Source organism: Campylobacter sp. IFREMER_LSEM_CL292 (genome assembly GCF_025771615.1).
GTDB lineage: Bacteria > Campylobacterota > Campylobacteria > Campylobacterales > Campylobacteraceae > Campylobacter_D > Campylobacter_D lari_D.
This window is the reverse complement of the sequence record NZ_JAKMQP010000004.1, coordinates 41,168-65,587: the sequence shown is the minus strand read 5'-3', so window position 1 is coordinate 65,587 and position 24,420 is coordinate 41,168. Positions and strand designations below refer to the sequence as shown.

The following is a 24,420-nucleotide window of genomic DNA, read 5'->3' as shown; positions in this document are numbered from 1 at the left end:
CTTGCTGATTAAAGGGGCTAGAAGGTTAGAAAAAATTCGTTTTTTTCCTTTTTATTCAAAGGCTGATAAAAAAGGAAAATACATAGCCATTATAGGACTTGGAAGCAATATAGAAGATGAAAAAAAACGCTTTCGGAGTTTATTTAGGCTTTTAATGCAAGATAAACGCTTGCAAGTATTGCAAACATCGCCATTTTTGATTAATAAAGCTTTTGGCTTTGAAGAGCAAAAAGACTTTACTAATGCAGTGATGGTTGTAAGCACAAGTTTGCATGCAAGAGCACTTTTAAAAGTTTTGTTTTTTTATGAGTTTAAATTCAAAAGAAAAAGAACTTTTAAAAATGCTCCTAGAACGCTTGATTTGGATTTGTTGTATTTTTCAAAAAAAGCGCGTAAAGATGAGTATTGCATAGTGCCTCATGTGGGGGTAAATGATAGAATTAGCGTAACTTTGCCTTTGGGCTTGTTAAGATAAGGAAAAATATGGGACAATTGATTCATACTTTTACGGTTGAAAGCACAGATGAGATTATACCTAAGGTCAAGCAAGATTATGGCGATAAGGCTTTGATAGTAACTAATAAGCAAATTCGTCCAAAAACTATCAATCAAAAGCCTTTGTATGAGGTTATAGTGGCGATTGAAGAAGCTGATTATGAAGAGCATTTAAAACAAAATAATTTGCCTATGCCACCAAAGAAAAAACCAAACACAGCAAGTTTTCCTGAGGCTAAAATTCAAACTCCAAAACTTGAAGATGAAAAAAAAGAAGAAGATGTAGTGCTTGATTTTTCTTCAAAAGCTAAGCAAAAACCTATTAATCCTTATTTAAATACAAGCAAAAAAGATGATAATTTTTTAAATTTAAAAAACAAACTTTCTCAAGTTAGTTCAGAAATTAGCAAGGTTTCAAACTATCAAGATTTTTCTATGCCAAATCCAAATTATGATAAAAAAATAGAAGCTTTTGAAAAACAAATGAACAAGCTTAATGATAAAATGAATTTACTTGTGGATATGATGTGGGATGATAAGGCAGATTTACGCAAAGAATTAGCTATACCACCTGAGTTTGCAAGTATTTATAAGCAAGCTAAAGCAAGTGGTATGCAAGAAGCGCATTTAGAAGCGATTATGAAAGCAACTATTGAAAATATGCCAAGCACTATGAAAGCAAATCAAGAAGCAGTGCAAAGGTATTTTTACTCACTTTTGCGTAATATGCTTCCATGCCGTTTAGAAAGTGAAATTAAAAAGCAAAAAATCATGATGTTGGTAGGTCCAACAGGAGTAGGTAAAACTACAACTTTAGCAAAGCTTGCTTTTCGCTATGCTTATGGAGATAGACGCTATAAAACCGGTATTATAACTCTTGATACTTATAGAATAGGCGCAGTAGAGCAGCTTTTTCAATATGCTAAGATGATGAAACTTCCTATTATTGATAGTATAGAGCCAAATGACTTAGATGATGCGATTAGAAGTTTAAATACTTGTGAGGTTATTTTAGTAGATACAACCGGAAATTCACAGTATGATAAGGCAAAACTTGAAAAAACAAAAGAATTTTTATCGCATTCTAATGCGCAAATTGATGTGAATTTAGTGCTTTCAGCAAATACAAAATATGAAGATTTATTAGAAACTTATAATAATTTTTCATTTTTAAATATAGACACTTTAATCATTACAAAATTTGATGAAACAAAAGTATTTGGAAATGTGTTTTCTTTGCTTTATGAAACTAGCACTCCGATGAGCTTTTTTTCCATAGGTCAAGAAGTACCTGATGATATAGAAGTAGCAAATAGCGACTTTTTGGTGCGTTGTGTGTTAGAAGGTTTTAGAAGGGATGAAAATGAGTAATCAAGCAGAAAAATTAAAAGATCTAGTAAAAAATGAAAACTCAAATGTAAAACATACCCATTTTATCGCAGTTACTAGCGGTAAAGGTGGAGTTGGAAAAAGTACTTTTAGTGCAAATTTGGGCAACATCCTAGCTAAAAATGGATATAAAGTAGGGCTTTTTGATGCAGATATAGGGCTTGCAAATTTAGATGTGATTTTAAATGTGCGTGTAGAAAAAAACCTTTTACATGTTTTAAAAGGTGAATGCTCACTAGAAGATATTCTAATAGAAGTCAAGCCAAATTTATGGCTTATCCCAGGTGAGAGTGGCGATGAAATTTTAAAATACAATGATAAAAATATTTATGAGAGATTTTTAAATCAAACAAGTATTTTAGATGATTTAGACTTTTTAATCATTGATACAGGAGCAGGTATTGGTGGCAATATAGGGAATTTCTTAGAAATGTCTGATGAGGTTATTGTCATAACTGTACCTGATCCTGCTGCAATTACCGATGCTTATGCTACTATAAAAACTACTTCAAAGACTAAAGAGAATTTATTAATGGTATTTAATGTAGTTAGAAATGAAAATGAGGCTTTAAGAATTTTTGATAATATTAAAAAAGTAGCAGATATTAACATTAAGCATAATTTAAATTTAGAATTTTTAGGATTTTTAGGTCAAAGTAAAGATATTAGTTCTAGCATTAAAAAAAGAACTTTATTTAGTGATGATGATACTAATGCAAGCGATGAGCTCAAAGCTATAGCTTCTAAGCTTTTATATAGGTTGGAACAAAAAGTGCTTAATAATGTGGGAGATAAAAGCATTATGAGTTTTTTCAAAAAGCTTTTGGATCGTTTTTAGATTGAAGGAAAAAGATGAGACCAGAAAATTTTGTTGCTTTTTTTACTGTTTGCGGTTTTTTTATAGGATTAATGTTCACCATAGTTAATATAGAAGATGCAGTAGAGATAGTTGTATATACTTGTTTGATTACTTTTGTATTTTATGTGTTAATCCATATAGTAATTATGATTTTTGTAGATGCAAATAAAATTAGTGGTAGAAGCTTTAATAAAGAAAAATATGAAAATGAAAATAATAGCTTTATAGCAGAATTAGCTGCAAGAGAAAAGAAAATGGATTACTTGCTTGAAAAACTTCAAGAAGAGCGTGAAGACCTTAAAAAACTTGATAGCTCTTCAAAAAGAAAAGTAAAACATGCAGCCGCATAATGCTTATGCTTCTACGCTAAAAAAAGAACAAGACGACTTAGTCATCTCTTATATGCCCGCATTAAGAGCTATGGCTTTTAGACTTAAAGAGCGTTTGCCTGCAAGTATTGATGTAAATGATTTAATTAGTATTGGCGTAGAAGAGATGATTAAACTCTCGCGCCGCTATGATAAAGAACAAAATGACAATTTTTGGGGTTTTGCAAGAAAAAGAGTAAATGGAGCTATGCTTGATTATCTAAGAAGCCTTGATGTAATGAGTAGAAGCAATAGAAAAATCATCAAAGATATTGACGCTATTATAGATGAGTTTTATCAAGAAAATGAAAAAGAACCTGATGATGAGTATTTAGCACAAAGATTAAATTTAGAAGTAGAAAAGGTAAAAGAAGCAAGAGCAGCTCATGCTATATCGCTTGTTATGCCTTTGGATGAACAGCTAAATTGTTTTAATGATAGTAATATTATAGAACAAATAGAAAAAGAAGAATTAATAGAAAAAATCAACGCGGTTTTGGAAGAATTTAAAGAAAGAGAAAGGCTTGTGATACAGCTTTATTATTATGAAGAATTAAATTTAAAAGAAATTGCAGAGATTTTAGAGATTAGCGAGTCAAGAATTTCACAAATTCATAAGCGTTTGCTTAAGAAGATTAGAGAAAGGCTAGTTTAATGGCTGAAATACTTTCCCAAGAAGAAATTGATGCTCTTTTAGAAGTCGTTGATGATGATAGCGATGATGGTGCTGCTTCTTCAAAATTAGAAGAAATAGAAGATAAAAGAGATATTGTAGTATATGATTTTAAGCGTCCAAATAGGGTTTCAAAAGAACAACTTCGTTCTATTAAAGGAATTCATGATAAATTAGCTAGAAATCTTGCTTCGCAAATTTCATCTATGATGAGAAGTATAGTTGAGATTAAACTACACTCAGTTGATCAAATGACTTATGGTGAATTTTTGATGTCTTTACCTTCACCGACAAGCTTTAATGTTTTTTCTATTAAGCCTTTAGATGGAAATTGTGTTTTAGAGATTAATCCAAGTATTGCTTTCCCTATGATAGATAGGCTTTTGGGTGGTCAGGGTGAAAGTTTTGACACCTTAAGAGAGCTTACAGAAATAGAACTTAACTTGCTTGATTCTATTTTGCGTATTATTATGCAAAGGCTTAAAGAAAGTTGGATGAATGTTACGGAAATTTATCCAAGTGTTGAAGCAAAAGAATCAAGTCCAAATGTTGTGCAAATTGTTTCTCAAAATGAGATTGTTATCATGGTGGTAATGGAGATTATCATAGGAAATTCAAGTGGTATGGTAAATATATGCTATCCAGTTGTGCATTTGGAAAGTATTTTGAGCCGTTTAGCAAATCGTGATATTATGATGGGTGAAACTTCGGCTAAAAAGTCAAGAAACAAAGAACTTAAAACTTTGATCGGTCGTGCTGAAGTGATTTATGAAGCTATGCTTGGTAAAACTTTTATCAATGTAAATGAATTTTTAGATTTAAAACAAGGAGATATTTTAAAACTTGATAGAAGTGCAGATGATAAAGCTATAGTAGCCATAGATAAAAAAGAAGTATTTTTAGCTCAAGTAGGACTTCATAGATTTAGAAAGTCGATTAAAATCTTAGAACTTATTAAAACTGATAAAGATGAGATTAAAGAAATGCTTGAAAAATATGAAGATGAAAGAAGAGCAAAGGCAAATTCTTATGATGAAAATGAAGAGTTAGAAGAGGAAGAAGATGATCAATGATTTTTTAGGCATATTTGTCAACGAGTGCATAAGCACAATAGAAGGCTTAACAGGGAAAAGTGCTGAATTTAGCGAGTATTATGAGTATGATGTAAATTCTCAAGATTCTATGACTCCGCCATTAGTTAGTGCTACTTTTAGTGTCAATAATGAGATGAAAATCAAAATCTTAGCAAGTGCGGTTTTAATGAGTGCAATTGGTGAGTGGATGATGGGAGAAGAAGAAATCTCTAAAAATAGTGAGCTAAATGAAGATGAAATGGACGCGGCTAAAGAAGCTATACAAAATATCATTTCAGCATTTTCTACAACCTTAGGTGCACAAAAAGAAATTCCAAAAATGGAATTTAGTTTAGAAAATTGTGAATTTGTTGCAGATAGTCTAGAACTTGGCGGCTTTCATAAAATATATTTATATAATGTAAAAATAGCTGATTTAGAAGAGAAAATTTCCTTAGTATTTGATGAGAAAATTTATAAAGTTTTAACTAAAACTGATTTAGAAGAAATTGTTACAACTCATGAAGAGCATACTCAAGACCATAAAACCTTAGCAAGCGTTGAAGAGTTAAGAAATATCGGCTTGATTATGGATGTGCGTTTGCCTATAAGAGTGCGTATTGGTAGTAAAAAAATGCTTTTAAAGGATGTTTTAACTATGGACATAGGTTCAGTTATCGAGCTTGATCAATTAGCTAATGATCCTTTAGAAATTTTAATAGGTGATAAAAAGATTGCCTATGGGGAAGTAGTTATCGTAGATGGAAATTTTGGAGTACAAATTACTGAGATTGGCTCTAAAAAAGAAAGATTAGAGCAATTAAGATGAAAAATTAGTTCTCTAATCAAAAAACAATAAAAATCAATATAAGCTAAAAGGCTTAAAATCAAAATGCAAAGATTTTGGAGTATTTAGCTTGAAAGGTTTTAACTCTTTTTAGGAGCAACAATTAAAGCATAACCACCTTTATTATATCTATCCCAAATGCTAAAAAATTGACTTTTAGAGCCTATATATTCTCCATGGCTTGGATCAAGCACTTGTAAATAATTCCCCTTGTGATTAATAATTACCACAAAATGTGGGAAGCGTGGGTCATCTTCAATTTTTACAAGCATTGGAATATTTACAAGCTTGTCTCTAAGCTATCCCTATTGATTTGGTATGAATTGCTTTCATAACCTAGCTTTTTAACTGCATCGTTTAAATCTGCAAAGCTTACCATATCCGTATAAAGCTTTTGTCCGTTCTTGGTTTGTAAAAGTTTAAGCTCATCAAACTTTTTATCATCAAGTATATTGATTAAAGTTGCCAAAGATGAAGCCCCGCAAGATTGCTCGTAAGTTTTTTTATTACTCTTTCGTTTTTAATTTCTTGATAAGACTTGATTACCCATTCTACTTTTGCACTCAAAGCAAGAATGGATAAGAATAATAAAATTTTTAGAATTTTCTCCATAAGCTTATCCCAAATATACTATCAGGCGAAGCAGAACCCCCCCCCCACCTCCAAAAAAACTAGCATTACAGAAACTGCGGTATCTGAATTAATGCTATAAGTAGAACCTAGACTTAAAGTTGGAATAGAACGCACTTCAGAATTTTGATAACCATTGATTTTTTGCTCGGTTTGAAATCTTTGCTCTGCTCCTAAATCCAAAGTAATCTTAGGACTTAGTATGATAGATAAATCCCCACCCACATAAATACTATTTCCATACTCTATTTTAAGGGTTTTAAATTTTCTTGATTGATTATAACCAAAACCGGTATAAATGCTATATACAACAGGGTCGCTATATCCCCTTAAACTAGCTTGTAAGCTTTGTGATTTTAGATAAAAGTTTTTGGTTTGATTGATTGCTTTTTCTCTTTGAATGACTGCAGTTTGAAAGGTAATTTGTGGAATTAAATCTGCAATGCTATCTCCTGTATAAATAAAACCTAGCCATAAACATCAAAACATATTCTGTTTTTACTAGAATACTCATTTGTAAAAAAGTTTGTATATTCAGCTCTTGCATAACTTCCGCCCCCTGACACAAGTATATCGAACTTGGGTGTTAGGGTATAAATGAAAGTTTGAGTTAAAAACACTTGCTTTGTATCATTCCAAATTGTAGGATCTCCGCCTACAATGATGTTGGGATAAAGTGCATAAGAATTTGCATTTCCTGTACTAAGCAAAGAAAAGCTTGTGATACTTCTTAAGCCTATTTGCTTTTTAAATAAACTGTCTATACTTAGTTCATCACTAGCAAAAATACAACTAAGTAAAACCATAAATGTTAAGAAAATCTTTTTCATTGTTACCTTTCTAAATATTTTTAGATTTTTTCCATTAAAACAATAAATGTTTCAAATAACAAATTGATTTTAATATGTAATTTATGATATTCTTTAAAAAAGAGTAAAAATAGCTAAAAAAGGAAGTTATGTTAAAGAAGTTAGCAAGTTCTTTAATTTTAGGTTCTTTGTTAGTAAGTTCTGCTTTTGCTGGGGATTTTTTAGCTAAAGTTAGTAATGGTGCTTTAAGTGATAATTCTCAAGGCGTAAAAGTTCTAAATGTAGATGAAATGAAACAAGTTAAGGGTGGGTATTTAGTCGGTTTTAAATTTTTTAAAGATCGTCCAAATTTAATTTCAGAAGTTTATGCAATTGCAGATTTTTCAGAATACGAACTTAGCAATCTTAACAAGGGTCTATGTGGTGCAGGAGATGAAAAATGCTCAAACCCTAGTAGAGATAGATTAATTTCTTGGTTGCAAGCGAGTGCTAATTCTCCTGCTGAATATCGTCCTGTATATAAGGTAAAAAGACAAATAAAATACTCAAATTTAGGACAGCCTTATGTTTTATTTACTTATGGAGTCGGTGTTTATAATGTAAAGAATGGACAAATATATCAATATAAAATTCTAGTCCTATGTTAAATAATAATACAATCATGAGAGAAATTGCTTATAAATATCAAAATTCTATACAAGATGCCATGGGTGGTTGGAATCCAAGATTATTTTAATAAAATATCATAAAAAAAGGGTTTTCTATGGTAAATTTTGATACTCAATATACAAATATTAATTATCTAAGCAATAACACGAACAATAAAAAATCTGTGCTTAAAAACGATGATAATTATTTTAATTCCGTGATAAAAAAATTTAATTTCTCTGAAAAAACCAAAGAAGAACAAGGGTATAATGGATCTCCTGATGTAAAAGAAGTAGAAAACTCTTTATATAAAAGATATATGGAAGATAAACTAAGCAAGGATGAAATAAAAATACTTAATAAATTTGGCACAGACTATCTTACAGAAGGCGTAGATTTGTCCGCACTTCATAAACGAAAAGTTGATCTTTTAAAAACTCTTACAAGTATGAATGAATTTGAGAAAATATGGGGTGCTGAAAGGGCACAAAGAGAAAAACAATTTTTTAATGAACTTGGTAAGTCACTTACTCAAGAAGATATAGATAGGTTCTTAGCTAATAAAAACAATCAAAAAGAAGATAAAGAAAAACCCTTTAAACCTATACAAGCAGAAAGCAAAAACAAAGAAACTTATAAAGATGATAATACAAGAAATGATCTTGTAAAAAAACTATTAGAAGGTAAATTTAGTATAAGCGATGAGTTGAAAATTCTTTTTGGTGTTAAAATAGATGTAAAGATTTAAATAATAACGAATTTACTAAAATCTTTTCATAATTAAGTGTGTATAATATATAAAAGTGTGAATTTGAAAGTTTAGAAATTTAAAAAAATCTAATTTAATGCAGTTTGCAAAAGAAAATTATTTAAAAATTACATAAAAGATTATTATAAAAATTTAGCTAGAATGGAATTTATTTTAACTAAAGGTTATAAAATGAATGAAAAAATAATCCAAGATTTAGAAAAATTTGCTAACATGCCAAACCTAAAAAATGCTATAACTTTTTTTGGTTCTGCAAGATTAAAAGAAGACAATGAGTATTGTATTTTGACTTCAAAATTAGCCCAAAAGTTAGCAGATCTTGGTTATAGCATCATCAGTGGTGGTGGCGGTGGTATTATGCAAGCTGCTAATCATGGCGCTATGCAAAGTCAAACTTCGCACTTGAAATCTTTTGGATTTAATATACATTTACCATTTGAGCAAAAAGCAAATGACTTTTTAGAGTATAATATCACTTTTAAGAGCTTAGCCATTCGCAAAATGGCTCTTATCCAAAAGAGTCTAGCTTTTGTGATTTTCCCAGGCGGCTTTGGAACATTAGATGAATTTTTTGAAATTCTTACTCTTAAGCAACTTAGTTTTAAAAAAGATGTTCCTATTATTTTAGTTGGGCAAAAATTTTGGCAACCTCTTGATGAATTTATCAAAACTTCTTTACTAGAACTTGGAACTATATCTAAAAATGATGAGTTAAAGTATAGTATAAGTGATGATTTAGATGAAATTATAAGAATGATAAAGGAAAAAGATGAAAATTCTTGTTGCAATGAGTGGGGGTGTAGATAGCACTGTAACTGCTTATAAGTTAAAGCAAGCAGGACATGAGATTATAGGTTGTTATATGAAGCTTCATGGAAAAGCTAATTATCATGAAGAAAATATACAAAAAGTTGAAAAAGTTGCTAAATTTTTAGACATCAAATATCATATTTTAGATTTGCAAGAAGATTTTAAAAATCAAGTTTATATGCCTTTTGTTAATACCTACAAAGAAGGAAAGACGCCAAATCCTTGTGCTTTGTGTAATCGCTTTATTAAGCTTGGCAAGCTTTTAGAATTTGCTAAGAGTTTGGGTTGTGAGAAATTAGCCACAGGTCATTATGCAAGGATAGAAAATGGTTTGATTAAAATTGCAGTTGATGAGAGTAAGGATCAAAGTTATTTTTTAGCAAATGCAGAGAAAGAGGCTTTGGAATATTTGATTTTCCCTCTTGGAGAGATGAGAAAAGAAGATGTGAAAAAATTTGCTTCTACAATTGATGTTTTAAAATCTTTTGCAACACAAAAGGAAAGTTCTGAAATTTGTTTTGTGGAAGATACTTATGTGCAAGTTTTAGATCAGTTTATGGATACTAAAATTCCAGGTATTGTAAGAGATAGTAGCGGTAAAGAAGTAGGAAAACACGAAGGTTATATGCACTATACCATAGGTAAAAGAAGAGGTTTTGAGGTACGCGGGGCTCATGAGCCACATTTTGTGTTAAAAATTGATCCTAAAAAAAATGAAATCATAGTAGGTAAAAAAGAAGAACTTAAGATAAGTGAATTTAATCTTGATAATATTAATTTATTTGTTGATGCTAAAGAGCTAGATTGTGAAGTAAAAATACGCTATAGATCAAGATCGACCCCATGTAAAGTTTTGATTAATGAAGATAAAAGTGCAAAAATCATCTTACAAGAGCCTGTTTATGGGCTTGCTAGCGGACAAATGGCAGTATTTTACGATAAAGATTTGGTTCTTGCAAGCGGATTTATTAAATAAAAAAGCTAAAGGGTTGCACCCCTTTGGCGTTGTAGTGTTTATTCTAATAAATCTTTTAGTGGAATTTCTAAACTTTTAGAAATTTTATATAAGTGCTCTAAATTAAAATGTTTACCATATCGATTACACTCACAATTTGAATAAAATGCAACGGATTTTATACCTATATCTAAGGCTAACTCAAGCTGAGAAATTCCTTTTTTCTCTCTAAAATTTCTTATATTTGATGATACTTTTTTATAAAAATTTAAAATTTCTTCTTCGCTAGAATTGCTAAAGTCCTCTTCCATTTTTTATCCTATAGGATTAATATGAAATTAAACTTTACAAAGATATAATTTTTTTAAATATATCCTATAGGATAAATTAAAGAGGTAATAATATGATAAAGAAAATTATCAGTAATGGTAGAAAGAGAATTTTTGACACGATCAATACAAAAGAAGTGAAGATAAAATATCTTGAAAATAATGAAATTTGTATTACGCTAATAAATATAGAAGATAAGAAATTTAATAATTTTAGATTTAATTGTTTGGAAAATTTTAAAGATGATATTTATAAATTTCTTACAGAAGAAACACAAGAAAACTTAATGGAAATAAAAAATTCTATTGCTCAATTTAGTTATCAAGAAAATTTAATGTTAGGAGTTGGTCAATGAAAAAAATTATAATATTATGCATTTTAATAAGTGTTGTTTTTAGTTCTAATAATTATGATGCTAAAGAACAGAGGTATCAAGAAAAGTATCAACAATCCATACAAGGTTATGATAATCTTATGAATAATATAATAGATAGAATGACTACCGATGAAAATATAGGAATCTATTCTATGGGATTTGATAGTGCTTTTATTTGTGGTGTTATAAATCTTATACAAAGTGTGGCTAATATATTTTATTTTGGTGATGATCCTGATGGTTACAACTTAGAAGCGATTATAGGAAGAGATGATTATAGACCTTCTTATTATCTCGAATATGGATTTGGAACCGATTGGGATAGATTTTCTTTTGTGGGAGCATTAGAATACTTTGTATATCTGTTGCCAAAGATATTAGCTTATTTATTTGTGGCATATTTGATATACAGATTATTATTGAAATTACAGGTTAAAGATAATGTTTAATATCTAAATTCTAAAATTTTTATAAGAAATATATCTTTTAATAAAAGATATATTTCAATTGTATTTTATTAGTTTAAAAATATCTCCATAATGCTTATATCAAACCATAAAAGATCAAATTTAAGTAAAATTCCATAAATTACTGCACTAAATAATCCTGCGAAAATTCCTGCTAAAACATCATCTAGCATTACACCCAAACCACCTTTTGTTTTTTTGTCAATTTTACCTATGATAGAAGGTTTTGTGATATCAAAAAATCTAAATAAAACAAAAGAAAGCAAAAAAGTAAAAACACTCTGTCCGCAAATTGCCAAGGCTAAAAATACCCCAACAACTTCATCTATTACAATATGCTTATCATCGTGTATGCCTGTTTGTTTTTCATATTGATCGATGATTTTTATAGAGATTAAAAAAAGTAAAATTGCAAGTAAGATCAAAGTTCCTATACCCAAATACCTTAAAATAAAAAAAGCAGGGATTAGCGCTGCTATTGTACCAAAGGTTCCTGGAGCTTTATTCACACTACCTGAATAAAAAAAAGTTAAAAATAATTTTTGCATGATTACACCATATATGACATTTGATGAAGTTTTATAAGTTGCTCATAAAATTCTTTATCGCTTCGATACTCTAAAATACCATGTGTAGGGAAAAGATTACTATAGATATTTTGTTTATTATGAAAGCGATTTGGGAAAAGCTCAGATAAAATCAAAGCTGAAATTTCTCTTCTTATAAAAACTGCTGGTGGAATGATACCAAGTCTAAGTAAATTTTTTAAAGAATCACCATGGTATTTCATATGATGATGAGCTCCATGGGGACATGATTTGGTACTTACTACCATTTTACATTCATCACAAAATACAAATTCAGGAAGTATGGTAACTTCTATATTATAATCTTTTGCAAAATCATCAAGCACGGTAAAGGTTCTGTTTTGATTAAAATACATTCCAAGTCCTGCATGATTTTGTCCTACAAAAAGTTTATTGCAATCAAAACTTTTAGCCAAAGCACACTCAAGCACAGGGTTTAAATGCGAGGCAAAAATTTTGATATTATGTAAAGGTATAAGTAAAACCCTAGAAGATGGTAAGTAATTTTGCGCAAAAACATCAAAACAACGCTTTTTGAGTTTTAAGTTCAATCCGTTGTTTTCATAGGATTCTATAAGGAAAATAATCACTAAATCAGATTGTTCTATAGCCCATCTTAAAATTCTCTCATGTGCTCTATGAAAAGGATCAAAACTTGAAACAATGGCTGTGATATTAGAAGGATTTAATCTTTTTTTGATTTTTTCAAAATCTTCTTTAATGGCTTTGATATTATTGTGATAAATTTCAAATTCACCACTTATACAAATTTTTCCAAAATCTTGGATCAAGCAAGCATTAGGTCTAAAAATATCATTGCTATTTTTATCATTTTCAAATTTGCTTTCTAAAATGATATGTCCTATGGGTTTATCATTGCAAATAAAGTCTATTTTATCGCCAACTTTTGCATTTTCTAAAGCAGTATTATTTTCTTTTGTGCTTGCAGGTGCAAAGGTAAGAGTATAAGGAATTTTTTGTTTATGTATCATTCCTGTGGCTATAACTTCATCTCTTTCTTTTTGATTCATTAATTTTGTAAAAGAACCAAAAACTCCTTCTTTGATAAAACATAAAACTTCGTATTCTTCTTCTGAGATTGTAATACTATTTTTTCTTTGTAATGCCATATTTTTTCCTTTTTTCCCATAAAGATTTTCTAGAAATTCCTAATTTTTTTGACAAATCTGTATCAGGAAAGACATTTTGATAACTAATGATAATATGTTTAACATAATCATCAATAGTTAAAATTCCATTACTTTCGAAGTTTTTCTCATCCTCGCCCAGTTCTAAAATTTGAAAATCACTATGTTCAACATTTGTACTTGTATGTATAATAACAGCTTTTTTTAAAGCAAGGTTTAACACTTTTTCTTTGTCTGATGATTTTAGAGTTTGGAAATTTACAAGATAGTATAAACAATTATCTTTAAAGATTTTATCTAAATTTTGTTGATGTGAAAGATCTATATAAATATTTGCGACATTATGCTCATTGGTATAGTTAAATACAAAATGATCTGCAAAATTTTGATTATTAGTTTTTAAAATTAAAGGCAATTTGAATTTTTTATAATCAAAAGTTGGTAATTTGGCTGTCTCAAATTTATGTTTTAAATAAGACTGATAAGTATGATTTAAAATATTTATTTTCTTAAATTCTTGAAAATGTTTGATTTTTCGCGTTAATTCTTCTATCATAAAAGGCTTTTGTATATAATCACTCGCACCGGCTTTTAGTGGCGCTAAAACTGTATCTGAGCTTATATAAGATATAAGTAAAATAATAATTTTATGCTTAAAAATTTCTACAATATGTTCAAAATTAGCCATACTAGTAGAAAGCAAAATGATTTCATAATCATGATGAGCAAGCTCATTAACATTTGCAATAATATCACAATCATAACCTATAGAATTAAGTTTTGAACCTATGCTTTGGGCTAAATAAAATTCATTTTCTACTATTAAAACTTTCATAATTTCATCCAATCAAAATATTTTAAATTCGCACTTACTAAAACAGCAATTCCTTCTTTTCTTCCTACAAAACCTAAATGCTCTGTGGTGGTGGCTTTGATATTGATTTTATTTGGTGTTACTTTTAATATTTTGGCTATATTAAAAGCAATATCTTCTTTAAAATCTTTCATCTTGGGCGTTTGTGCAATGATTGTAATATCAGCGTTCACAAGCTCAAATCCATAATTTTGCACCAAAGTATAAGCATTTTGCAATAAAAGCATAGAATCTGCGTTTTTATATTGTATATCATTATCTGGAAAAAGTTCTCCAATATCTCCAAGTCCTGCTGCACCTAAAAGCGCATCAATTAGTGCATGAGCTAGCACATCTCCATCAGAATGAGCTTTCAAGCCCATATTTTCATGTACTTTTACTCCGCCTAAAAGTAAGGCTCTTTGCTCTCCAAATTCATGTACATCAAAGCCATTTCCATTAAAAATTTCCCAAGATGGTTTTGGTAAATTTAAGCTTTTTAAATCTTCTTTAAAGGTAATTTTTTTAGCTAATTCATCACCTTGTACATACCAAATCTTACCACCAATAGCTTGTATTGCTGTGCTATCATCGGTAAAATTTGCATTTTGCTCTAAAGCTTTTTTGAGCATACTTGTGCGCGAAAGTTGAGGGGTTTGTATGAGTTTTATTTTATCTCTGTCGATAACTTCTTGAGCATAAATTGCTGTATCGCTTACTTTTAAAACAGGTGTAATACAATCTGCTTTATCGTAATTTTCTATAATATTATTAAAAAGGTTTTTAGAGATCAAAACCCTTGCAACATCGCTAACTAAAACATATTCACTTTGTACTAAATTTAAAGCATTAAGTAATGATTGTGCTCTTGTATTACCGCCTTTAACAAAATGATACTCAGGTGCAAATCTTTTCATATAAGAAATATTACCAGAAGTAACAATTACTTGTTTAAAAGGGTAAAAAGAACTTAAATTTTTAGTTGCATAAAGCCATAATGGATGTTCACCTAGTCTTAAAAACTGCTTTTTTACTGGAGCATTAAATCTTGATGACTCCCCTGCTGATAGCATAACCAAGGAAATATCTAACATTTGTTACACCTTAATTTTTTATTAATGTTACGATATTATACACCATAAAAGCCAAAATTTATATTTAAGTTAGTAGAATTAATCATTTTAAACAACAAGGAGAAAAATTGAAGGAAAAAATCGAAGAAAGACTAAAACAAGTTATATATCCGGGATTTAAAAAAGATATAGTAAGTTTTGGTTTTGTAAAAAAGATTGATTTGAATGAAAAACAAGCTCATATTGTAGTCGAAATCGTTTCGGCTAATGCTCAAATTGCACAAGAACTTAGACTAAACATTGCAAATGTTTTAAAAGATTTAAATTTAGAGCTTAATTTAGAAATCATACAGCCAAAAATTCCTGAAGAAAAAAGCAATTCAAGAAGCGGTAAAAATATCGCTCCGCAAATTAAAAATTTTCTTATGATTTCAAGTGGAAAAGGTGGGGTAGGTAAAAGTACTACAACTTTAAATTTAGCGATTTCTTTGGCTAAAATGGGTAAAAGGGTAGGGCTTTTGGACGCAGATATTTATGGACCAAATATACCAAGAATGCTAGGTGAGAGTAAAAGCAAACCTGAAATTGTAGGTCAAAAAATTCGTCCTATTTTATCTCATGGAGTTTATATGATGAGTATGGGTGTGTTGATAGAAGAAGGTAAGGGTTTAATGTGGCGTGGCTCTATGATCATGAAAGCGATTGAACAACTTTTAGCTGATGTGCTTTGGCCTGAACTTGATGTATTATTGCTTGATATGCCTCCAGGAACAGGTGATGCACAAATTACCCTAGCTCAAAGCGTGCCAGTGAGTGCGGGTGTGTGTGTAAGTACTCCTCAAGTAGTGTCTTTAGATGATAGCAAAAGAGCGCTAGATATGTTTGAAAAATTGCACATTCCTGTTGCAGGTATTATAGAAAATATGAGTGGCTTTTTATGTCCTGATAATGGTAAAGAATATGATATCTTTGGTAAAGGCACCACAGAAGAAATGGCAAAAGCTTATAAGTGTGAAGTTTTAGCTCAAATTCCTATCGAAATGAGTGTAAGAGAAGGTGGAGATAGCGGTAAGCCTGTGAGTTTTTACATGCCTGAGAGTGTAAGTTCAAAAAGATATTTACAAGCTGCTGAAAAAATCTGGGAATTTATAGAAAAGGTTAATCAAGAAGGTAAAGTAGATAATTCAGCTATTCAACCTATAATGAATGGCAAAAGCGCGTGCTCGCAATAAGGAGGAAAATATGCCAATAGAAAGTAAAGAAGAATTTTTAAATTTAATCAAGCAAATCGAACAAAGGATTAATTATAAAAAGCCTAAAGCTTTTGCTATAGCAAGACTTGATCTAAGTCAAGTTGATCCTAGTAAAAAACTTCAAGCTAATTTTGGTGTGATTAATTTTGAGCAAAATTATGCCGCTGCAGCTGTTATGTTTGAAGCTTTTTTTAGAAGAGGGGTTGATGTTGATTTTAATGAAAGTGAGTTTGTGGCTACTTTGATTAAAGAAGATTTGGATTTTGCACTTGAATGCTTTGCGCCATTTTTACAAGAGCAAGGTCATAAAAATATAGAAGCAATCAAAGCAGCAAAGGAAAATTTTAGAGAAAATGCTTTTTCTTTTGTTTGTATTTTTGATGATGAAGCACCAAAAAGCTTAGAAAGTGTGTATTTAAAACTTTACTTGCTTTCTAATAAAAAAGTACCTTTAAGAAGTTTAAATTTAACAGGTGCTTTTGGGATTTTACCAAATGTTGCATGGAGTGATAATAAGCCTATTGATTTGGACTTTTTAAGAGAAAATGAGATTGATTTAAAAATGAGTGGAAGGTATCCAAGGATTGATTATGTAGATAAATTTCCAAGATTTTTAGCTCATGTTATTCCTGAGGATAATACTAGAATTTTAGAAAGTTCTAAAGTAAGAATGGGGGCGGTTTTAGCTGCAGGTACTACTATCATGCCAGGGGCTGCTTATGTGAATTTTAATGCAGGTACAACTGGAGCTTGTATGGTAGAAGGGCGTATTAGTTCATCAGCTGTTGTGGGCGAAGGTAGCGATGTAGGAGGCGGTGCTTCTATACTTGGTGTTTTAAGTGGTACAAGTGGTAATGCTATTAGTATTGGTAAAGCTTGTCTTTTGGGCGCAAATTCGGTTACAGGAATTCCTTTAGGGGATAATTGTATCGTTGATGCAGGCATTGCTGTTTTAGAAGGGACTAAATTTGTTTTAAAAAATAAAGAAGAACTTCAAAAAATCAATCCTGATTTTAAATTTGACAAAGATATATACAAAGGTTTAGAATTAGCAGGGCTAAATGGCTTGCATTTTAGACAAGACTCTCAAAGTGGAGTGATGATAGCAGCTTTAAACAAAAAAGCTGTAAAACTTAATGAAGATCTACATTAAATTCTTAGCCCTTATGGGTTAAGAATTTTAAAACTCACGTTGTAGATTTTAAATTAAACTATAGATATTGTAAAAATGATTTTTAGTATTTAGTTTTTTTAGTGAAAAATCCTACATAAAAGCTTGAGCTGAATACTTATCTAAATAATATTTTGTGATGATCATTTTTCAATGATATATTTTTGTTTAAAAATGCATTGAGTTGCTATAAACTATAATTATAAAATAGTACTTAAGCGAACTTGGAATTTTATAAGAGTAGTTTCTCTTGGGAAGTTAAATTTGTTTTTTGACTTAAAGCAATAAAGCTTTGTAAGTCAAAAAACATTATAAATTCTTACATAGAGCAAGTATTTTGGATAGTTGAATTAAGCATCCAAAGAACTTTTTCATATTTTGCGATATTTTCTTGAGCAAATGCTGCAGTTGTAGTATCGCTTGCTTTTTCAGCTTCTTCATTTAATTTTTTAAATTCAGCTAAAAGATATTTATAATCTTCTCTAATAAATTCTAAAACTTCTATAGGAGTAAAGCAATCTTTACCATTTTCTAGTTTTGGGCTTTTTGCATTTTCCATTAAAACTTTTTGGCAAGTAATAGCTTTTTCTCCAAGTTGTAAAACTCTTTCAGCGCAATCATCAAAAAGTTCTGCCATTTCTTCATAAGCTTTTTCTGTATATTCATGAATTGAAAAAAACTGTAAACCTTTTACATTCCAATGATAATTATGAAATTTAACCCATAAATGATGAGCATCTGCTTGTAATTGTAATAATTGTTTTGTTACTGACATGTTATCTCCTTTTTTTATTTTTAAAATTATAACATAAAATTCTTAAATAATAATTATTATTATCTAATAAATTTTAATGTTAATAATTATTATATTTTCATTATACTCTTTTTTTACAATAAAGCAAATTTATTTACTTAATATATTTTTGAGTATTAATTTTCCCACCTCTACGCCAGGTTGATCATAAGTGTTAATTCCAAGCATAATGCCACATGCAGAAGTAAATAACTCATAATAATACATCAAATACCCACAGTGATAAGCATCTAATTTCTCAAGTTCTATTACATCAACACTTAAATTTTCAGCAATTAATGCATGCATGGTTGCATCGCATTGCGCGTTTAAAAGATTATGTAAATTAACTTCATTAGTAAAATCACAATTTTGCAAATGATTAAAGCTTATATTCGGGATACTAGGAGATTTTTGACTATCTTTGATTTTTAAAAAAGTAACAGTTTTATCTTTGGGTCCATCCATGATAAGTTGTAAAAAGCTATGCTGATCTCTAGCACCAATTAAAGCAATAGGAGTTAAACCTATGCGTTTAAAGCCTTGTTTTTTACCTAGACTTTCAGCAATTAGTTGAATATACCATTCATTAAAACCTTTAAAAGCATCCCCATAAGAAAAAAGCACATTAATATGTGCACTTTTATGTGTGCAGTAATGATAAGCCTTTTGCAAAATTTGATCACATTTTTTCTCAAAAAAATCCACATAACAAGCTTTTGCACCTTCTAATAAGGCTTTAGTATCATAGCCACAAAAGCTCAAAGGAACAATACCAATAGCAGATAAAACACTAAATCTACCACCGACATTTTTAGGTATAAAAAAGCATTTTATGTTTAATTCTTCTCCTAGTTTGTGAAGTTTTGACTCAAAATCAGTAATAAACACAAAATTTTTGTGTAAATTTTCATTTTTAAAATCAAAATGAGCAATGATGAGTTTAAATAAAGAAATCACTTCTATAGTTGTACCTGATTTGCTTGCTATGATGAAAAGTGTTTTTTTGGGATTTATTTTTTGCATAGTTTGGGTAAAAGTATGTGAGGAAGTATTATCTATGATGAAAAGTTTTTTTTCTTCTACTTGATCAAATAAAAGCTCTTTTAAAGCTTTAACCCCACAACTTGATCCACCCATGCCCACTAAAACGATATTTTCTATATGAGTTTTAGTTGCGATAAATTCTTTACTTTCTTTGATTAAATCAAAGCTTGTATCTACTAAGTGATAATACCCTATATCGCCACTTTCTAACTCATCATTCATTCTATTTGCATAAGCGGTAATTTTTTTAAAATCTTGGGTTTTAAAAAATAAAGTATTATTTAGCATTTTTACTTTTCTCATAAAAATAATTTGTCGCCTCAACAAAGCCTTCTACGCTTCCACAATCAAACCTTTTTCCTTTAAATTTATAAGCTAAAACCATATTATTAGTTGCTTGTGAAAGTAATGCATCAGTTAGTTGAATTTCTCCGTTTTTACCTGCTTTAGTATTTTCTAAAATACCAAAAATATCAGGCGTTAGAATGTATCTTCCTATGATAGCTAAGTTGCTTGGAGCATCTTTTGGATCAGGTTTTTCTACCATAGAATTTACCATGATCAAATCCTCTTCCACAGCATTTCCTGCTATAACCCCATAGTTTGAAACTTGATCAGCTTCAACTTCCATCACAGCTATAACAGAGCAGCGGTATTTTTCATAAATTTTTACCATTTGAGCTAAGACATTTATCCCATCTTCATTTACACATAAATCATCTGCTAAAATAACTCCAAAAGCTTCATCTTGCACTAAAGGCTTTGCTTTTAAAACCGCATCTCCTAAGCCTTTCATTTCATTTTGTCTTGTAAAAGTAAAAGTGCAGCGATCTATGAGTGTTCTTATTTCACTTAAAAGATATTCTTTTTTAGTACCTGCGATTTGGTGTTCAAGTTCATAAGAAATATCAAAATAATCCTCCAAAGCCCTTTTTCCACGCCCTGTAACAAAGCCCATGGTTTCCATACCAGCTTCTAAAGCCTCATCTACACCATAATGAATTAAAGGCTTAGTTAGTATAGGTAGCATTTCTTTAGGTAGGGTTTTTGTAGCAGGTAAAAATCTAGTACCATAACCTGCTGCAGGAAAAATACAAGTTTGAAGCATAGTTTATCCTTAAATTTTTATAAGTTGTTTTGATTATAATTTTATTTAAATATTATAACTAATTTAAGGAAAAAATGAAAACTATTGATCAAATTTATCAAGCAAAAATAGAAATCAAAAAATCAACTTTTTTGTCGTTTTTATGTCCTTTTGAAGAGTTTCAAACTTTAATGCAAAAGCTAAGAAATGAGCATTTAAAAGCCGTGCATTTTGTATATGCTTATAGGTATTTAAATGAATTTGATCAAATCATAGAAGATAAAAGTGATGATGGTGAGCCAAAAGGAACTTCTGCTATGCCTTGTTTGAATGTCTTAAGAGGGGCTTTGCTTGTTAATTGTGCGGTGATTGTGGTGCGTTATTTTGGAGGGATTAAACTTGGTACAGGTGGTCTTGTAAGAGCTTATAGTGAAGCTACAAATGAAGCTATTTTAAATGCGATACTTTTAGAATTTGAAGCTAAAAATATTTTAAGTTTAAACATTCCTTTTTATCTTTATGCAAGATTTGAGCATTTTTTAAATAAAAATAACATTTCTTATGAAAAAAAATTTCAAGAAAATGTTGAATTGATTTTAAGTGTTAATACAAAAGAAGAAGAGGAATTTAAAAAATTTGCAAAAGAGTTTGAATTTAGTGGACTTATTTGGAAGTAAGCGTTTGCTTACTTCATTTTCATAAAGAATTTAAAAGATCTTTTACCATATCTTTTTGTGGCTCTTGTTTTTCTTCTATATTAGCTTGCATAGGAGTTTCGTTTTGTCCTCTAAAACGATAATTATAAATATTTGACATATTTGAGCTAAAAATTCCTGTGCTAAATTGATCTTGACTCATGGCTTTTGAAAAAAGCTCATCAAGTTTTATACTTTGCTCGTTTAAATTTTCGCTATTGTTTTGACTAAGTAAAGACATAAAGTCTTCATTAGCTCCTTGAGTGCTTTTATAGGCACTACTTTGACCATATCCATACTCTTTAACCGATAAATTATCATGGTTAACTTGCATGTTTTCTCCTTTCAAAATATTACAAGGAAAAAACAAGCAAAAATCATTCCTTAATCACCATGAGTTGGGTAGTATTCAGCTTCTATTTCATTGTTTTTGATAAACTCTTCTCTAGCTTTGTTACAGCGCTCATCTCTTAGTTTTCTATAAGCATTTCTACTTTCTAATTCTTGAGAAGTTAAAGGGCGATCTTCTAAAAATGAAATGTGAAAATAAGTATCATCTTCTTTGCTGAATTTTTCATAAAATTCAACATAGTCAAAATAATCTTTTTCACTTTGAAAATCAATACTTTCTTCTACATAAATAGTTGGGCCAAAACCTCTGTGATTTTGAGTAAAATGTCCAAAACCAGCTGCATATTTTATCTTAAACGAATTCATTCTAAACCTCCTAAAAATTCGTCATAACTTCCTTTAAAGTCTGTTAATTTCCCATCTTCTAAAAACCATATACGATTAGCAAAAGCACTAATTAGCTCTCTATCGTGGCTTATGCATATCACACAACCTTTGAAATTATACAAGGCTTCACCTAATGCAATGATACTTTCAAGATCTAAATGATTATCCGGTTCATCTAAAAGCAAGAAATTTCCGCGTTCTAACATTAATCTTGAAAGCATTAAGCGGTGTTTTTCACCTCCACTTAAGCTAGAAGCCATTTTTTCTTGATCACTTCCACTAAAGAGCATTCTACCAAGACATTTGCGAATTTCATCTAAATCTTTGAATTTTTCACTCATTAACCATTCATAAAGTTTCAAATTTTCATTGATTAAATTTGTCGTATCTTGTGAAAAATATCCCATTTCTATGGTAGCACCAAGGTGGATGTGGCCACTATCAGGTTCTAATTTTGATGCAATGATTTTGGCTAAAGTGCTTTTTCCAACACCATTTGCTCCGATTAAGGCTATTTTATCACCTTTTTCTAATTTTAATTCTAAATTCTCAAATAAAGTTTTATCATAAGCTTTGCTAATACCTTTTAATTCTAAAACTTCATTTCCTATTTCTCTATTTGTTCTAAAAACTATACTAGGATCACGCCTACTTGAAGTTTTAATCTCTTCAAGCTCAAGTTTTTCTAAAGCTTTAGCTCTACTTGTAGCTTGTTTGGCTTTTGAAGCATTAGCGCTAAAACGGCGTATGAAATTTTCTAATTCTTCTCTTTCTTTTAAAGTTTTATCGCGTTTGAGTTCAGCTTGTTTAGCAAGTAAGGTTGAAGCCATATACCAATCATCATAATTTCCAGCAAAATCGCGTATTTGTTTAAAATCCACATCTAAAATTCTTGTACAAACTTTATTTAGAAAATGTCTATCATGGCTAATTACTACTAAAGTTCCCTCATGTCTTAAAAGTTCATTTTCAAGCCAAGAAATAGCTTCTAAGTCAAGGTTGTTTGTAGGTTCATCTAAAAATAATACATCAGCACCTAAAAATAATACTTGAGCTAATAAAACTTTAAATTTATCCGCACTTTGTAAAGTACTCATGAGAGCATTAAAATCTTTAATATTTAAAGAGCTAAGAATTTTTTCACATCTAAGCTCGCAATCATAGTTTGGATCTTCTTCTGCTGTTATGATTTCAAGCTCGCTTAATCTATCATTAATTTCATCGGTAAATTCTTCACTCATATAAAGTTTTTCTTTTTCTTTTAGTGCATCATATAATCTTTTATTTGCACACATTACCGCATCTTTGATAGTGTAGTTTTCAAAAGCAAATTGATCTTGTCCCAGTACTGCGATTTTTAAATTTGGATCTATGCAAATTTCTCCACTGCTTGATTCTATTTCACCTGAGAGAATTTTTAAAAAGGTTGATTTTCCTGCGCCATTTGCACCTATAAGTCCATATCTTTCACCACGGTTTAATTTTAAATTTACATCTTCAAATAAAAGTTGATTTGCAAAACGCATAGTGAGATTTTTTATTTCTACCATAATTTTCCTTAGAATTTTTACTTATAAAAATTTTTAAGAAATTGTAACAAAAAAAGACTTGAAATTAATTGAGTATAAATTTTGCTTGGCAATAAAATAAAATTTCATTGCCAAAATAAACTAATAATCCAAAAGTTCTACAAAAACTTGTTTTTTATCATCGCTAAATTGAGCACTATATGAAATTTGTACTTCATGCTCTCCCCCATCAAATATAATTCCTTTTAAAGTGCCTCTTGCATAATTTTCTCTCATATCATCTGGCATTTGTGGGTAAGTTAATTTCAAACTAGCTCTACAAAAACTTGTTTTTTTATCATTACTATCTTGAGTTATAAAACTACTAAAAGAAGTATAACCTACTTCATTAGCATAATCTTTTAAGTCAAATATAGGTTTTAAATGAGCTCTTAAAATTCCAATGGTATCGGTAGATAATATAGCCTCTAAATCCCTTATATCCATGCCATTTAAGCTTATTTTTAAGGCCTTTAAAGACTGCTCACTTAGTCCATACTCAATATAAACCCACTCATCATCTAAAATACTTTTTAATGTAAGCTGAACAACCTCATCATCGCATTTTGGCTTATTATTAAAACATCCTGTAAATAACAAAACCATTATGAAACTTAATAAAATATTTTTCATTGCTTATTCGGTTATTATTTTAATAAACTTGATAATTTCACTATTATTAGCCCCATCTTGACTTAAAAGATTTTTTAATAAATCTAAGCTAAGCTGTGGCGGAAATATAAGATAAGAATTTTTAGGAAAATCATTTGATTTTAAACCTATGCAAAATTTTTCATCTTTATTTGTATATGTTTTTCCAGCGACAATTTTAAAAGTATTTTTCTCATAAATCAAAGTGGGTTCTGTTTCAAAAGGTGCGTGTTTTTCATTCATTTTATCTCCTTAAAT

28 protein-coding genes and 3 pseudogenes are annotated in these 24,420 nt (G+C 29.8%); 16 read left to right on the top strand and 15 right to left on the bottom strand.

What is annotated here, in order from left to right:
* The first annotated feature begins 1 nt into the window (after nt 1).
* From folK to fliY, 7 genes are read left to right on the top strand one after another with little or no spacing between them, the layout of a single operon-like run.
* Nucleotides 2-475 carry a 2-amino-4-hydroxy-6-hydroxymethyldihydropteridine diphosphokinase gene (gene folK / locus L8T82_RS03710; RefSeq protein WP_263659453.1) on the top strand — a complete coding sequence of 158 codons (474 nt, stop codon included), beginning with the start codon at nt 2-4 and terminating at the stop codon, nt 473-475.
* An 8-nt stretch (nt 476-483) separates the two neighbouring features.
* The gene (gene flhF, locus L8T82_RS03705; protein ID WP_263661153.1) at nt 484-1,866 is read left to right on the top strand and encodes a flagellar biosynthesis protein FlhF; all 1,383 of its coding nucleotides are present in this window, start codon (nt 484-486) and stop codon (nt 1,864-1,866) included.
* Nucleotides 1,859-2,722, top strand: coding sequence for a flagella biosynthesis ATPase FlhG (gene flhG, locus L8T82_RS03700; protein ID WP_133319628.1), 864 nt, complete (start codon nt 1,859-1,861; stop codon nt 2,720-2,722). The genes flhF and flhG overlap by 8 nt, the downstream gene beginning before the upstream one ends.
* A gap of 14 nt (nt 2,723-2,736) precedes the next feature.
* The gene (locus tag L8T82_RS03695) at nt 2,737-3,093 is read left to right on the top strand and encodes a hypothetical protein (RefSeq protein WP_133319627.1); all 357 of its coding nucleotides are present in this window, start codon (nt 2,737-2,739) and stop codon (nt 3,091-3,093) included.
* On the top strand, nt 3,080-3,766 hold the full coding sequence (locus tag L8T82_RS03690; RefSeq protein WP_133319626.1) for an RNA polymerase sigma factor FliA: 687 nt from the start codon (nt 3,080-3,082) through the stop codon (nt 3,764-3,766). Before L8T82_RS03695 ends, L8T82_RS03690 begins: the two co-directional genes overlap by 14 nt.
* Complete coding sequence (fliM, locus tag L8T82_RS03685) at nt 3,766-4,857, top strand: flagellar motor switch protein FliM (RefSeq protein WP_263725892.1); 1,092 nt, start codon at nt 3,766-3,768, stop codon at nt 4,855-4,857. Before L8T82_RS03690 ends, fliM begins: the two co-directional genes overlap by 1 nt.
* Complete coding sequence (gene fliY, locus L8T82_RS03680) at nt 4,847-5,686, top strand: flagellar motor switch protein FliY (RefSeq protein ID WP_133319624.1); 840 nt, start codon at nt 4,847-4,849, stop codon at nt 5,684-5,686. The genes fliM and fliY overlap by 11 nt, the downstream gene beginning before the upstream one ends.
* Before the next feature lie 33 nt (nt 5,687-5,719).
* On the opposite strand, the pseudogene L8T82_RS03675 reads toward fliY, so the two are convergent.
* Together L8T82_RS03675 and L8T82_RS03670 are read right to left on the bottom strand one after the other, a co-directional pair.
* A pseudogene (locus tag L8T82_RS03675) lies at nt 5,720-6,316 on the bottom strand (C39 family peptidase).
* A pseudogene (locus tag L8T82_RS03670) lies at nt 6,301-7,164 on the bottom strand (hypothetical protein). Before L8T82_RS03670 ends, L8T82_RS03675 begins: the two co-directional pseudogenes overlap by 16 nt.
* Before the next feature lie 128 nt (nt 7,165-7,292).
* Between L8T82_RS03670 and L8T82_RS03665 the strand changes: the two are divergent.
* From L8T82_RS03665 to mnmA, 4 genes and pseudogenes are all read left to right on the top strand, one after another.
* A pseudogene (locus L8T82_RS03665) lies at nt 7,293-7,879 on the top strand (hypothetical protein).
* A gap of 27 nt (nt 7,880-7,906) precedes the next feature.
* Nucleotides 7,907-8,539, top strand: a complete 633-nt coding sequence (locus L8T82_RS03660) for a hypothetical protein (RefSeq protein WP_263725891.1) — start codon at nt 7,907-7,909, stop codon at nt 8,537-8,539.
* Between the two features lie 192 nt (nt 8,540-8,731).
* Complete coding sequence (locus tag L8T82_RS03655; protein ID WP_263671084.1) at nt 8,732-9,367, top strand: TIGR00730 family Rossman fold protein; 636 nt, start codon at nt 8,732-8,734, stop codon at nt 9,365-9,367.
* A complete protein-coding gene (mnmA, locus tag L8T82_RS03650; protein ID WP_133319621.1) occupies nt 9,330-10,346 on the top strand; it encodes a tRNA 2-thiouridine(34) synthase MnmA in 1,017 nt (338 codons plus the stop codon). The genes L8T82_RS03655 and mnmA overlap by 38 nt, the downstream gene beginning before the upstream one ends.
* Before the next feature lie 38 nt (nt 10,347-10,384).
* Here mnmA and L8T82_RS03645 read toward each other — a convergent pair whose 3' ends face one another.
* On the bottom strand, nt 10,385-10,636 hold the full coding sequence (locus L8T82_RS03645) for a helix-turn-helix domain-containing protein (protein ID WP_039640720.1): 252 nt from the start codon (nt 10,634-10,636) through the stop codon (nt 10,385-10,387).
* 92 nt (nt 10,637-10,728) lie between these two features.
* Here L8T82_RS03645 and L8T82_RS03640 point away from each other — a divergent pair, with 92 nt between their 5' ends.
* On the top strand, nt 10,729-11,010 hold the full coding sequence (locus L8T82_RS03640; RefSeq protein ID WP_263666332.1) for a hypothetical protein: 282 nt from the start codon (nt 10,729-10,731) through the stop codon (nt 11,008-11,010).
* Between the two features lie 119 nt (nt 11,011-11,129).
* Complete coding sequence (locus tag L8T82_RS03635; protein WP_263725890.1) at nt 11,130-11,480, top strand: hypothetical protein; 351 nt, start codon at nt 11,130-11,132, stop codon at nt 11,478-11,480.
* Nucleotides 11,481-11,548: 68 nt separating this feature from the next.
* Here the strand turns inward: L8T82_RS03635 and L8T82_RS03630 are convergent, their stop codons facing one another.
* From L8T82_RS03630 to L8T82_RS03615, 4 genes are read right to left on the bottom strand one after another with little or no spacing between them, the layout of a single operon-like run.
* Entirely contained in the window at nt 11,549-12,046 is a 498-nt protein-coding gene (locus L8T82_RS03630) for a phosphatidylglycerophosphatase A (protein WP_043019364.1), read from the bottom strand.
* Nucleotides 12,047-12,048: 2 nt separating this feature from the next.
* Nucleotides 12,049-13,215: a sulfate adenylyltransferase gene (locus L8T82_RS03625; protein ID WP_263725888.1), complete on the bottom strand. Its 1,167-nt coding sequence runs from the start codon at nt 13,213-13,215 to the stop codon at nt 12,049-12,051.
* A complete protein-coding gene (locus L8T82_RS03620) occupies nt 13,193-14,068 on the bottom strand; it encodes a hypothetical protein (protein ID WP_220566787.1) in 876 nt (291 codons plus the stop codon). Before L8T82_RS03620 ends, L8T82_RS03625 begins: the two co-directional genes overlap by 23 nt.
* On the bottom strand, nt 14,065-15,180 hold the full coding sequence (locus L8T82_RS03615; RefSeq protein ID WP_263671079.1) for a bifunctional 2-C-methyl-D-erythritol 4-phosphate cytidylyltransferase/2-C-methyl-D-erythritol 2,4-cyclodiphosphate synthase: 1,116 nt from the start codon (nt 15,178-15,180) through the stop codon (nt 14,065-14,067). Before L8T82_RS03615 ends, L8T82_RS03620 begins: the two co-directional genes overlap by 4 nt.
* Before the next feature lie 107 nt (nt 15,181-15,287).
* Between L8T82_RS03615 and L8T82_RS03610 the strand changes: the two genes are divergently transcribed.
* Nucleotides 15,288-16,391, top strand: coding sequence for an Mrp/NBP35 family ATP-binding protein (locus tag L8T82_RS03610; protein ID WP_133319616.1), 1,104 nt, complete (start codon nt 15,288-15,290; stop codon nt 16,389-16,391).
* Nucleotides 16,392-16,401: 10 nt separating this feature from the next.
* A complete protein-coding gene (locus tag L8T82_RS03605) occupies nt 16,402-17,565 on the top strand; it encodes a 2,3,4,5-tetrahydropyridine-2,6-carboxylate N-succinyltransferase (RefSeq protein ID WP_263709486.1) in 1,164 nt (387 codons plus the stop codon).
* 337 nt (nt 17,566-17,902) lie between these two features.
* Here the strand turns inward: L8T82_RS03605 and L8T82_RS03600 are convergent, their stop codons facing one another.
* From L8T82_RS03600 to galU, 3 genes are all read right to left on the bottom strand, one after another.
* Nucleotides 17,903-18,358, bottom strand: coding sequence for a Dps family protein (locus L8T82_RS03600; RefSeq protein WP_263725887.1), 456 nt, complete (start codon nt 18,356-18,358; stop codon nt 17,903-17,905).
* A gap of 129 nt (nt 18,359-18,487) precedes the next feature.
* Nucleotides 18,488-19,711 carry a glucose-6-phosphate isomerase gene (locus tag L8T82_RS03595; protein WP_133319690.1) on the bottom strand — a complete coding sequence of 408 codons (1,224 nt, stop codon included), beginning with the start codon at nt 19,709-19,711 and terminating at the stop codon, nt 18,488-18,490.
* A complete protein-coding gene (gene galU / locus L8T82_RS03590) occupies nt 19,701-20,531 on the bottom strand; it encodes a UTP--glucose-1-phosphate uridylyltransferase GalU (RefSeq protein WP_133319613.1) in 831 nt (276 codons plus the stop codon). Before galU ends, L8T82_RS03595 begins: the two co-directional genes overlap by 11 nt.
* A 74-nt stretch (nt 20,532-20,605) precedes the next feature.
* Between galU and L8T82_RS03585 the strand changes: the two genes are divergently transcribed.
* On the top strand, nt 20,606-21,187 hold the full coding sequence (locus tag L8T82_RS03585; RefSeq protein ID WP_263725886.1) for an IMPACT family protein: 582 nt from the start codon (nt 20,606-20,608) through the stop codon (nt 21,185-21,187).
* 19 nt (nt 21,188-21,206) lie between these two features.
* On the opposite strand, the gene L8T82_RS03580 is transcribed toward L8T82_RS03585, so the two are convergent.
* From L8T82_RS03580 to L8T82_RS03560, 5 genes are all read right to left on the bottom strand, one after another.
* A complete protein-coding gene (locus tag L8T82_RS03580) occupies nt 21,207-21,539 on the bottom strand; it encodes a hypothetical protein (RefSeq protein WP_039627883.1) in 333 nt (110 codons plus the stop codon).
* A gap of 50 nt (nt 21,540-21,589) precedes the next feature.
* Nucleotides 21,590-21,922, bottom strand: a complete 333-nt coding sequence (locus L8T82_RS03575; protein WP_039617462.1) for a hypothetical protein — start codon at nt 21,920-21,922, stop codon at nt 21,590-21,592.
* Nucleotides 21,919-23,493 carry an ABC-F family ATP-binding cassette domain-containing protein gene (locus L8T82_RS03570; protein ID WP_263661142.1) on the bottom strand — a complete coding sequence of 525 codons (1,575 nt, stop codon included), beginning with the start codon at nt 23,491-23,493 and terminating at the stop codon, nt 21,919-21,921. Before L8T82_RS03570 ends, L8T82_RS03575 begins: the two co-directional genes overlap by 4 nt.
* Nucleotides 23,494-23,613: 120 nt before the next feature.
* A complete protein-coding gene (locus L8T82_RS03565; protein ID WP_263725885.1) occupies nt 23,614-24,117 on the bottom strand; it encodes a hypothetical protein in 504 nt (167 codons plus the stop codon).
* Nucleotides 24,118-24,147: 30 nt separating this feature from the next.
* On the bottom strand, nt 24,148-24,405 hold the full coding sequence (locus tag L8T82_RS03560; protein ID WP_263665781.1) for a hypothetical protein: 258 nt from the start codon (nt 24,403-24,405) through the stop codon (nt 24,148-24,150).
* Nucleotides 24,406-24,420 lie beyond the last annotated feature (15 nt).

What these genes read in the sequence shown, in the direction of transcription:
- flhF (WP_263661153.1), top strand. Translation starts at nt 484, where the DNA reads ATGGGACAATTGATTCATACTTTTACGGTTGAAAGCACAGATGAGATT.
- flhG (WP_133319628.1), top strand. Translation starts at nt 1,859, where the DNA reads ATGAGTAATCAAGCAGAAAAATTAAAAGATCTAGTAAAAAATGAAAAC.
- L8T82_RS03695 (WP_133319627.1), top strand. Translation starts at nt 2,737, where the DNA reads ATGAGACCAGAAAATTTTGTTGCTTTTTTTACTGTTTGCGGTTTTTTT.
- L8T82_RS03690 (WP_133319626.1), top strand. Translation starts at nt 3,080, where the DNA reads ATGCAGCCGCATAATGCTTATGCTTCTACGCTAAAAAAAGAACAAGAC.
- fliM (WP_263725892.1), top strand. Translation starts at nt 3,766, where the DNA reads ATGGCTGAAATACTTTCCCAAGAAGAAATTGATGCTCTTTTAGAAGTC.
- fliY (WP_133319624.1), top strand. Translation starts at nt 4,847, where the DNA reads ATGATCAATGATTTTTTAGGCATATTTGTCAACGAGTGCATAAGCACA.
- L8T82_RS03660 (WP_263725891.1), top strand. Translation starts at nt 7,907, where the DNA reads ATGGTAAATTTTGATACTCAATATACAAATATTAATTATCTAAGCAAT.
- L8T82_RS03655 (WP_263671084.1), top strand. Translation starts at nt 8,732, where the DNA reads ATGAATGAAAAAATAATCCAAGATTTAGAAAAATTTGCTAACATGCCA.
- mnmA (WP_133319621.1), top strand. Translation starts at nt 9,330, where the DNA reads ATGAAAATTCTTGTTGCAATGAGTGGGGGTGTAGATAGCACTGTAACT.
- L8T82_RS03645 (WP_039640720.1), bottom strand. Translation starts at nt 10,636, where the DNA reads ATGGAAGAGGACTTTAGCAATTCTAGCGAAGAAGAAATTTTAAATTTT.
- L8T82_RS03640 (WP_263666332.1), top strand. Translation starts at nt 10,729, where the DNA reads ATGATAAAGAAAATTATCAGTAATGGTAGAAAGAGAATTTTTGACACG.
- L8T82_RS03635 (WP_263725890.1), top strand. Translation starts at nt 11,130, where the DNA reads ATGAATAATATAATAGATAGAATGACTACCGATGAAAATATAGGAATC.
- L8T82_RS03630 (WP_043019364.1), bottom strand. Translation starts at nt 12,046, where the DNA reads ATGCAAAAATTATTTTTAACTTTTTTTTATTCAGGTAGTGTGAATAAA.
- L8T82_RS03625 (WP_263725888.1), bottom strand. Translation starts at nt 13,215, where the DNA reads ATGGCATTACAAAGAAAAAATAGTATTACAATCTCAGAAGAAGAATAC.
- L8T82_RS03620 (WP_220566787.1), bottom strand. Translation starts at nt 14,068, where the DNA reads ATGAAAGTTTTAATAGTAGAAAATGAATTTTATTTAGCCCAAAGCATA.
- L8T82_RS03615 (WP_263671079.1), bottom strand. Translation starts at nt 15,180, where the DNA reads ATGTTAGATATTTCCTTGGTTATGCTATCAGCAGGGGAGTCATCAAGA.
- L8T82_RS03605 (WP_263709486.1), top strand. Translation starts at nt 16,402, where the DNA reads ATGCCAATAGAAAGTAAAGAAGAATTTTTAAATTTAATCAAGCAAATC.
- L8T82_RS03600 (WP_263725887.1), bottom strand. Translation starts at nt 18,358, where the DNA reads ATGTCAGTAACAAAACAATTATTACAATTACAAGCAGATGCTCATCAT.
- L8T82_RS03595 (WP_133319690.1), bottom strand. Translation starts at nt 19,711, where the DNA reads ATGCTAAATAATACTTTATTTTTTAAAACCCAAGATTTTAAAAAAATT.
- galU (WP_133319613.1), bottom strand. Translation starts at nt 20,531, where the DNA reads ATGCTTCAAACTTGTATTTTTCCTGCAGCAGGTTATGGTACTAGATTT.
- L8T82_RS03585 (WP_263725886.1), top strand. Translation starts at nt 20,606, where the DNA reads ATGAAAACTATTGATCAAATTTATCAAGCAAAAATAGAAATCAAAAAA.
- L8T82_RS03580 (WP_039627883.1), bottom strand. Translation starts at nt 21,539, where the DNA reads ATGCAAGTTAACCATGATAATTTATCGGTTAAAGAGTATGGATATGGT.
- L8T82_RS03575 (WP_039617462.1), bottom strand. Translation starts at nt 21,922, where the DNA reads ATGAATTCGTTTAAGATAAAATATGCAGCTGGTTTTGGACATTTTACT.
- L8T82_RS03570 (WP_263661142.1), bottom strand. Translation starts at nt 23,493, where the DNA reads ATGGTAGAAATAAAAAATCTCACTATGCGTTTTGCAAATCAACTTTTA.
- L8T82_RS03565 (WP_263725885.1), bottom strand. Translation starts at nt 24,117, where the DNA reads ATGGTTTTGTTATTTACAGGATGTTTTAATAATAAGCCAAAATGCGAT.
- L8T82_RS03560 (WP_263665781.1), bottom strand. Translation starts at nt 24,405, where the DNA reads ATGAATGAAAAACACGCACCTTTTGAAACAGAACCCACTTTGATTTAT.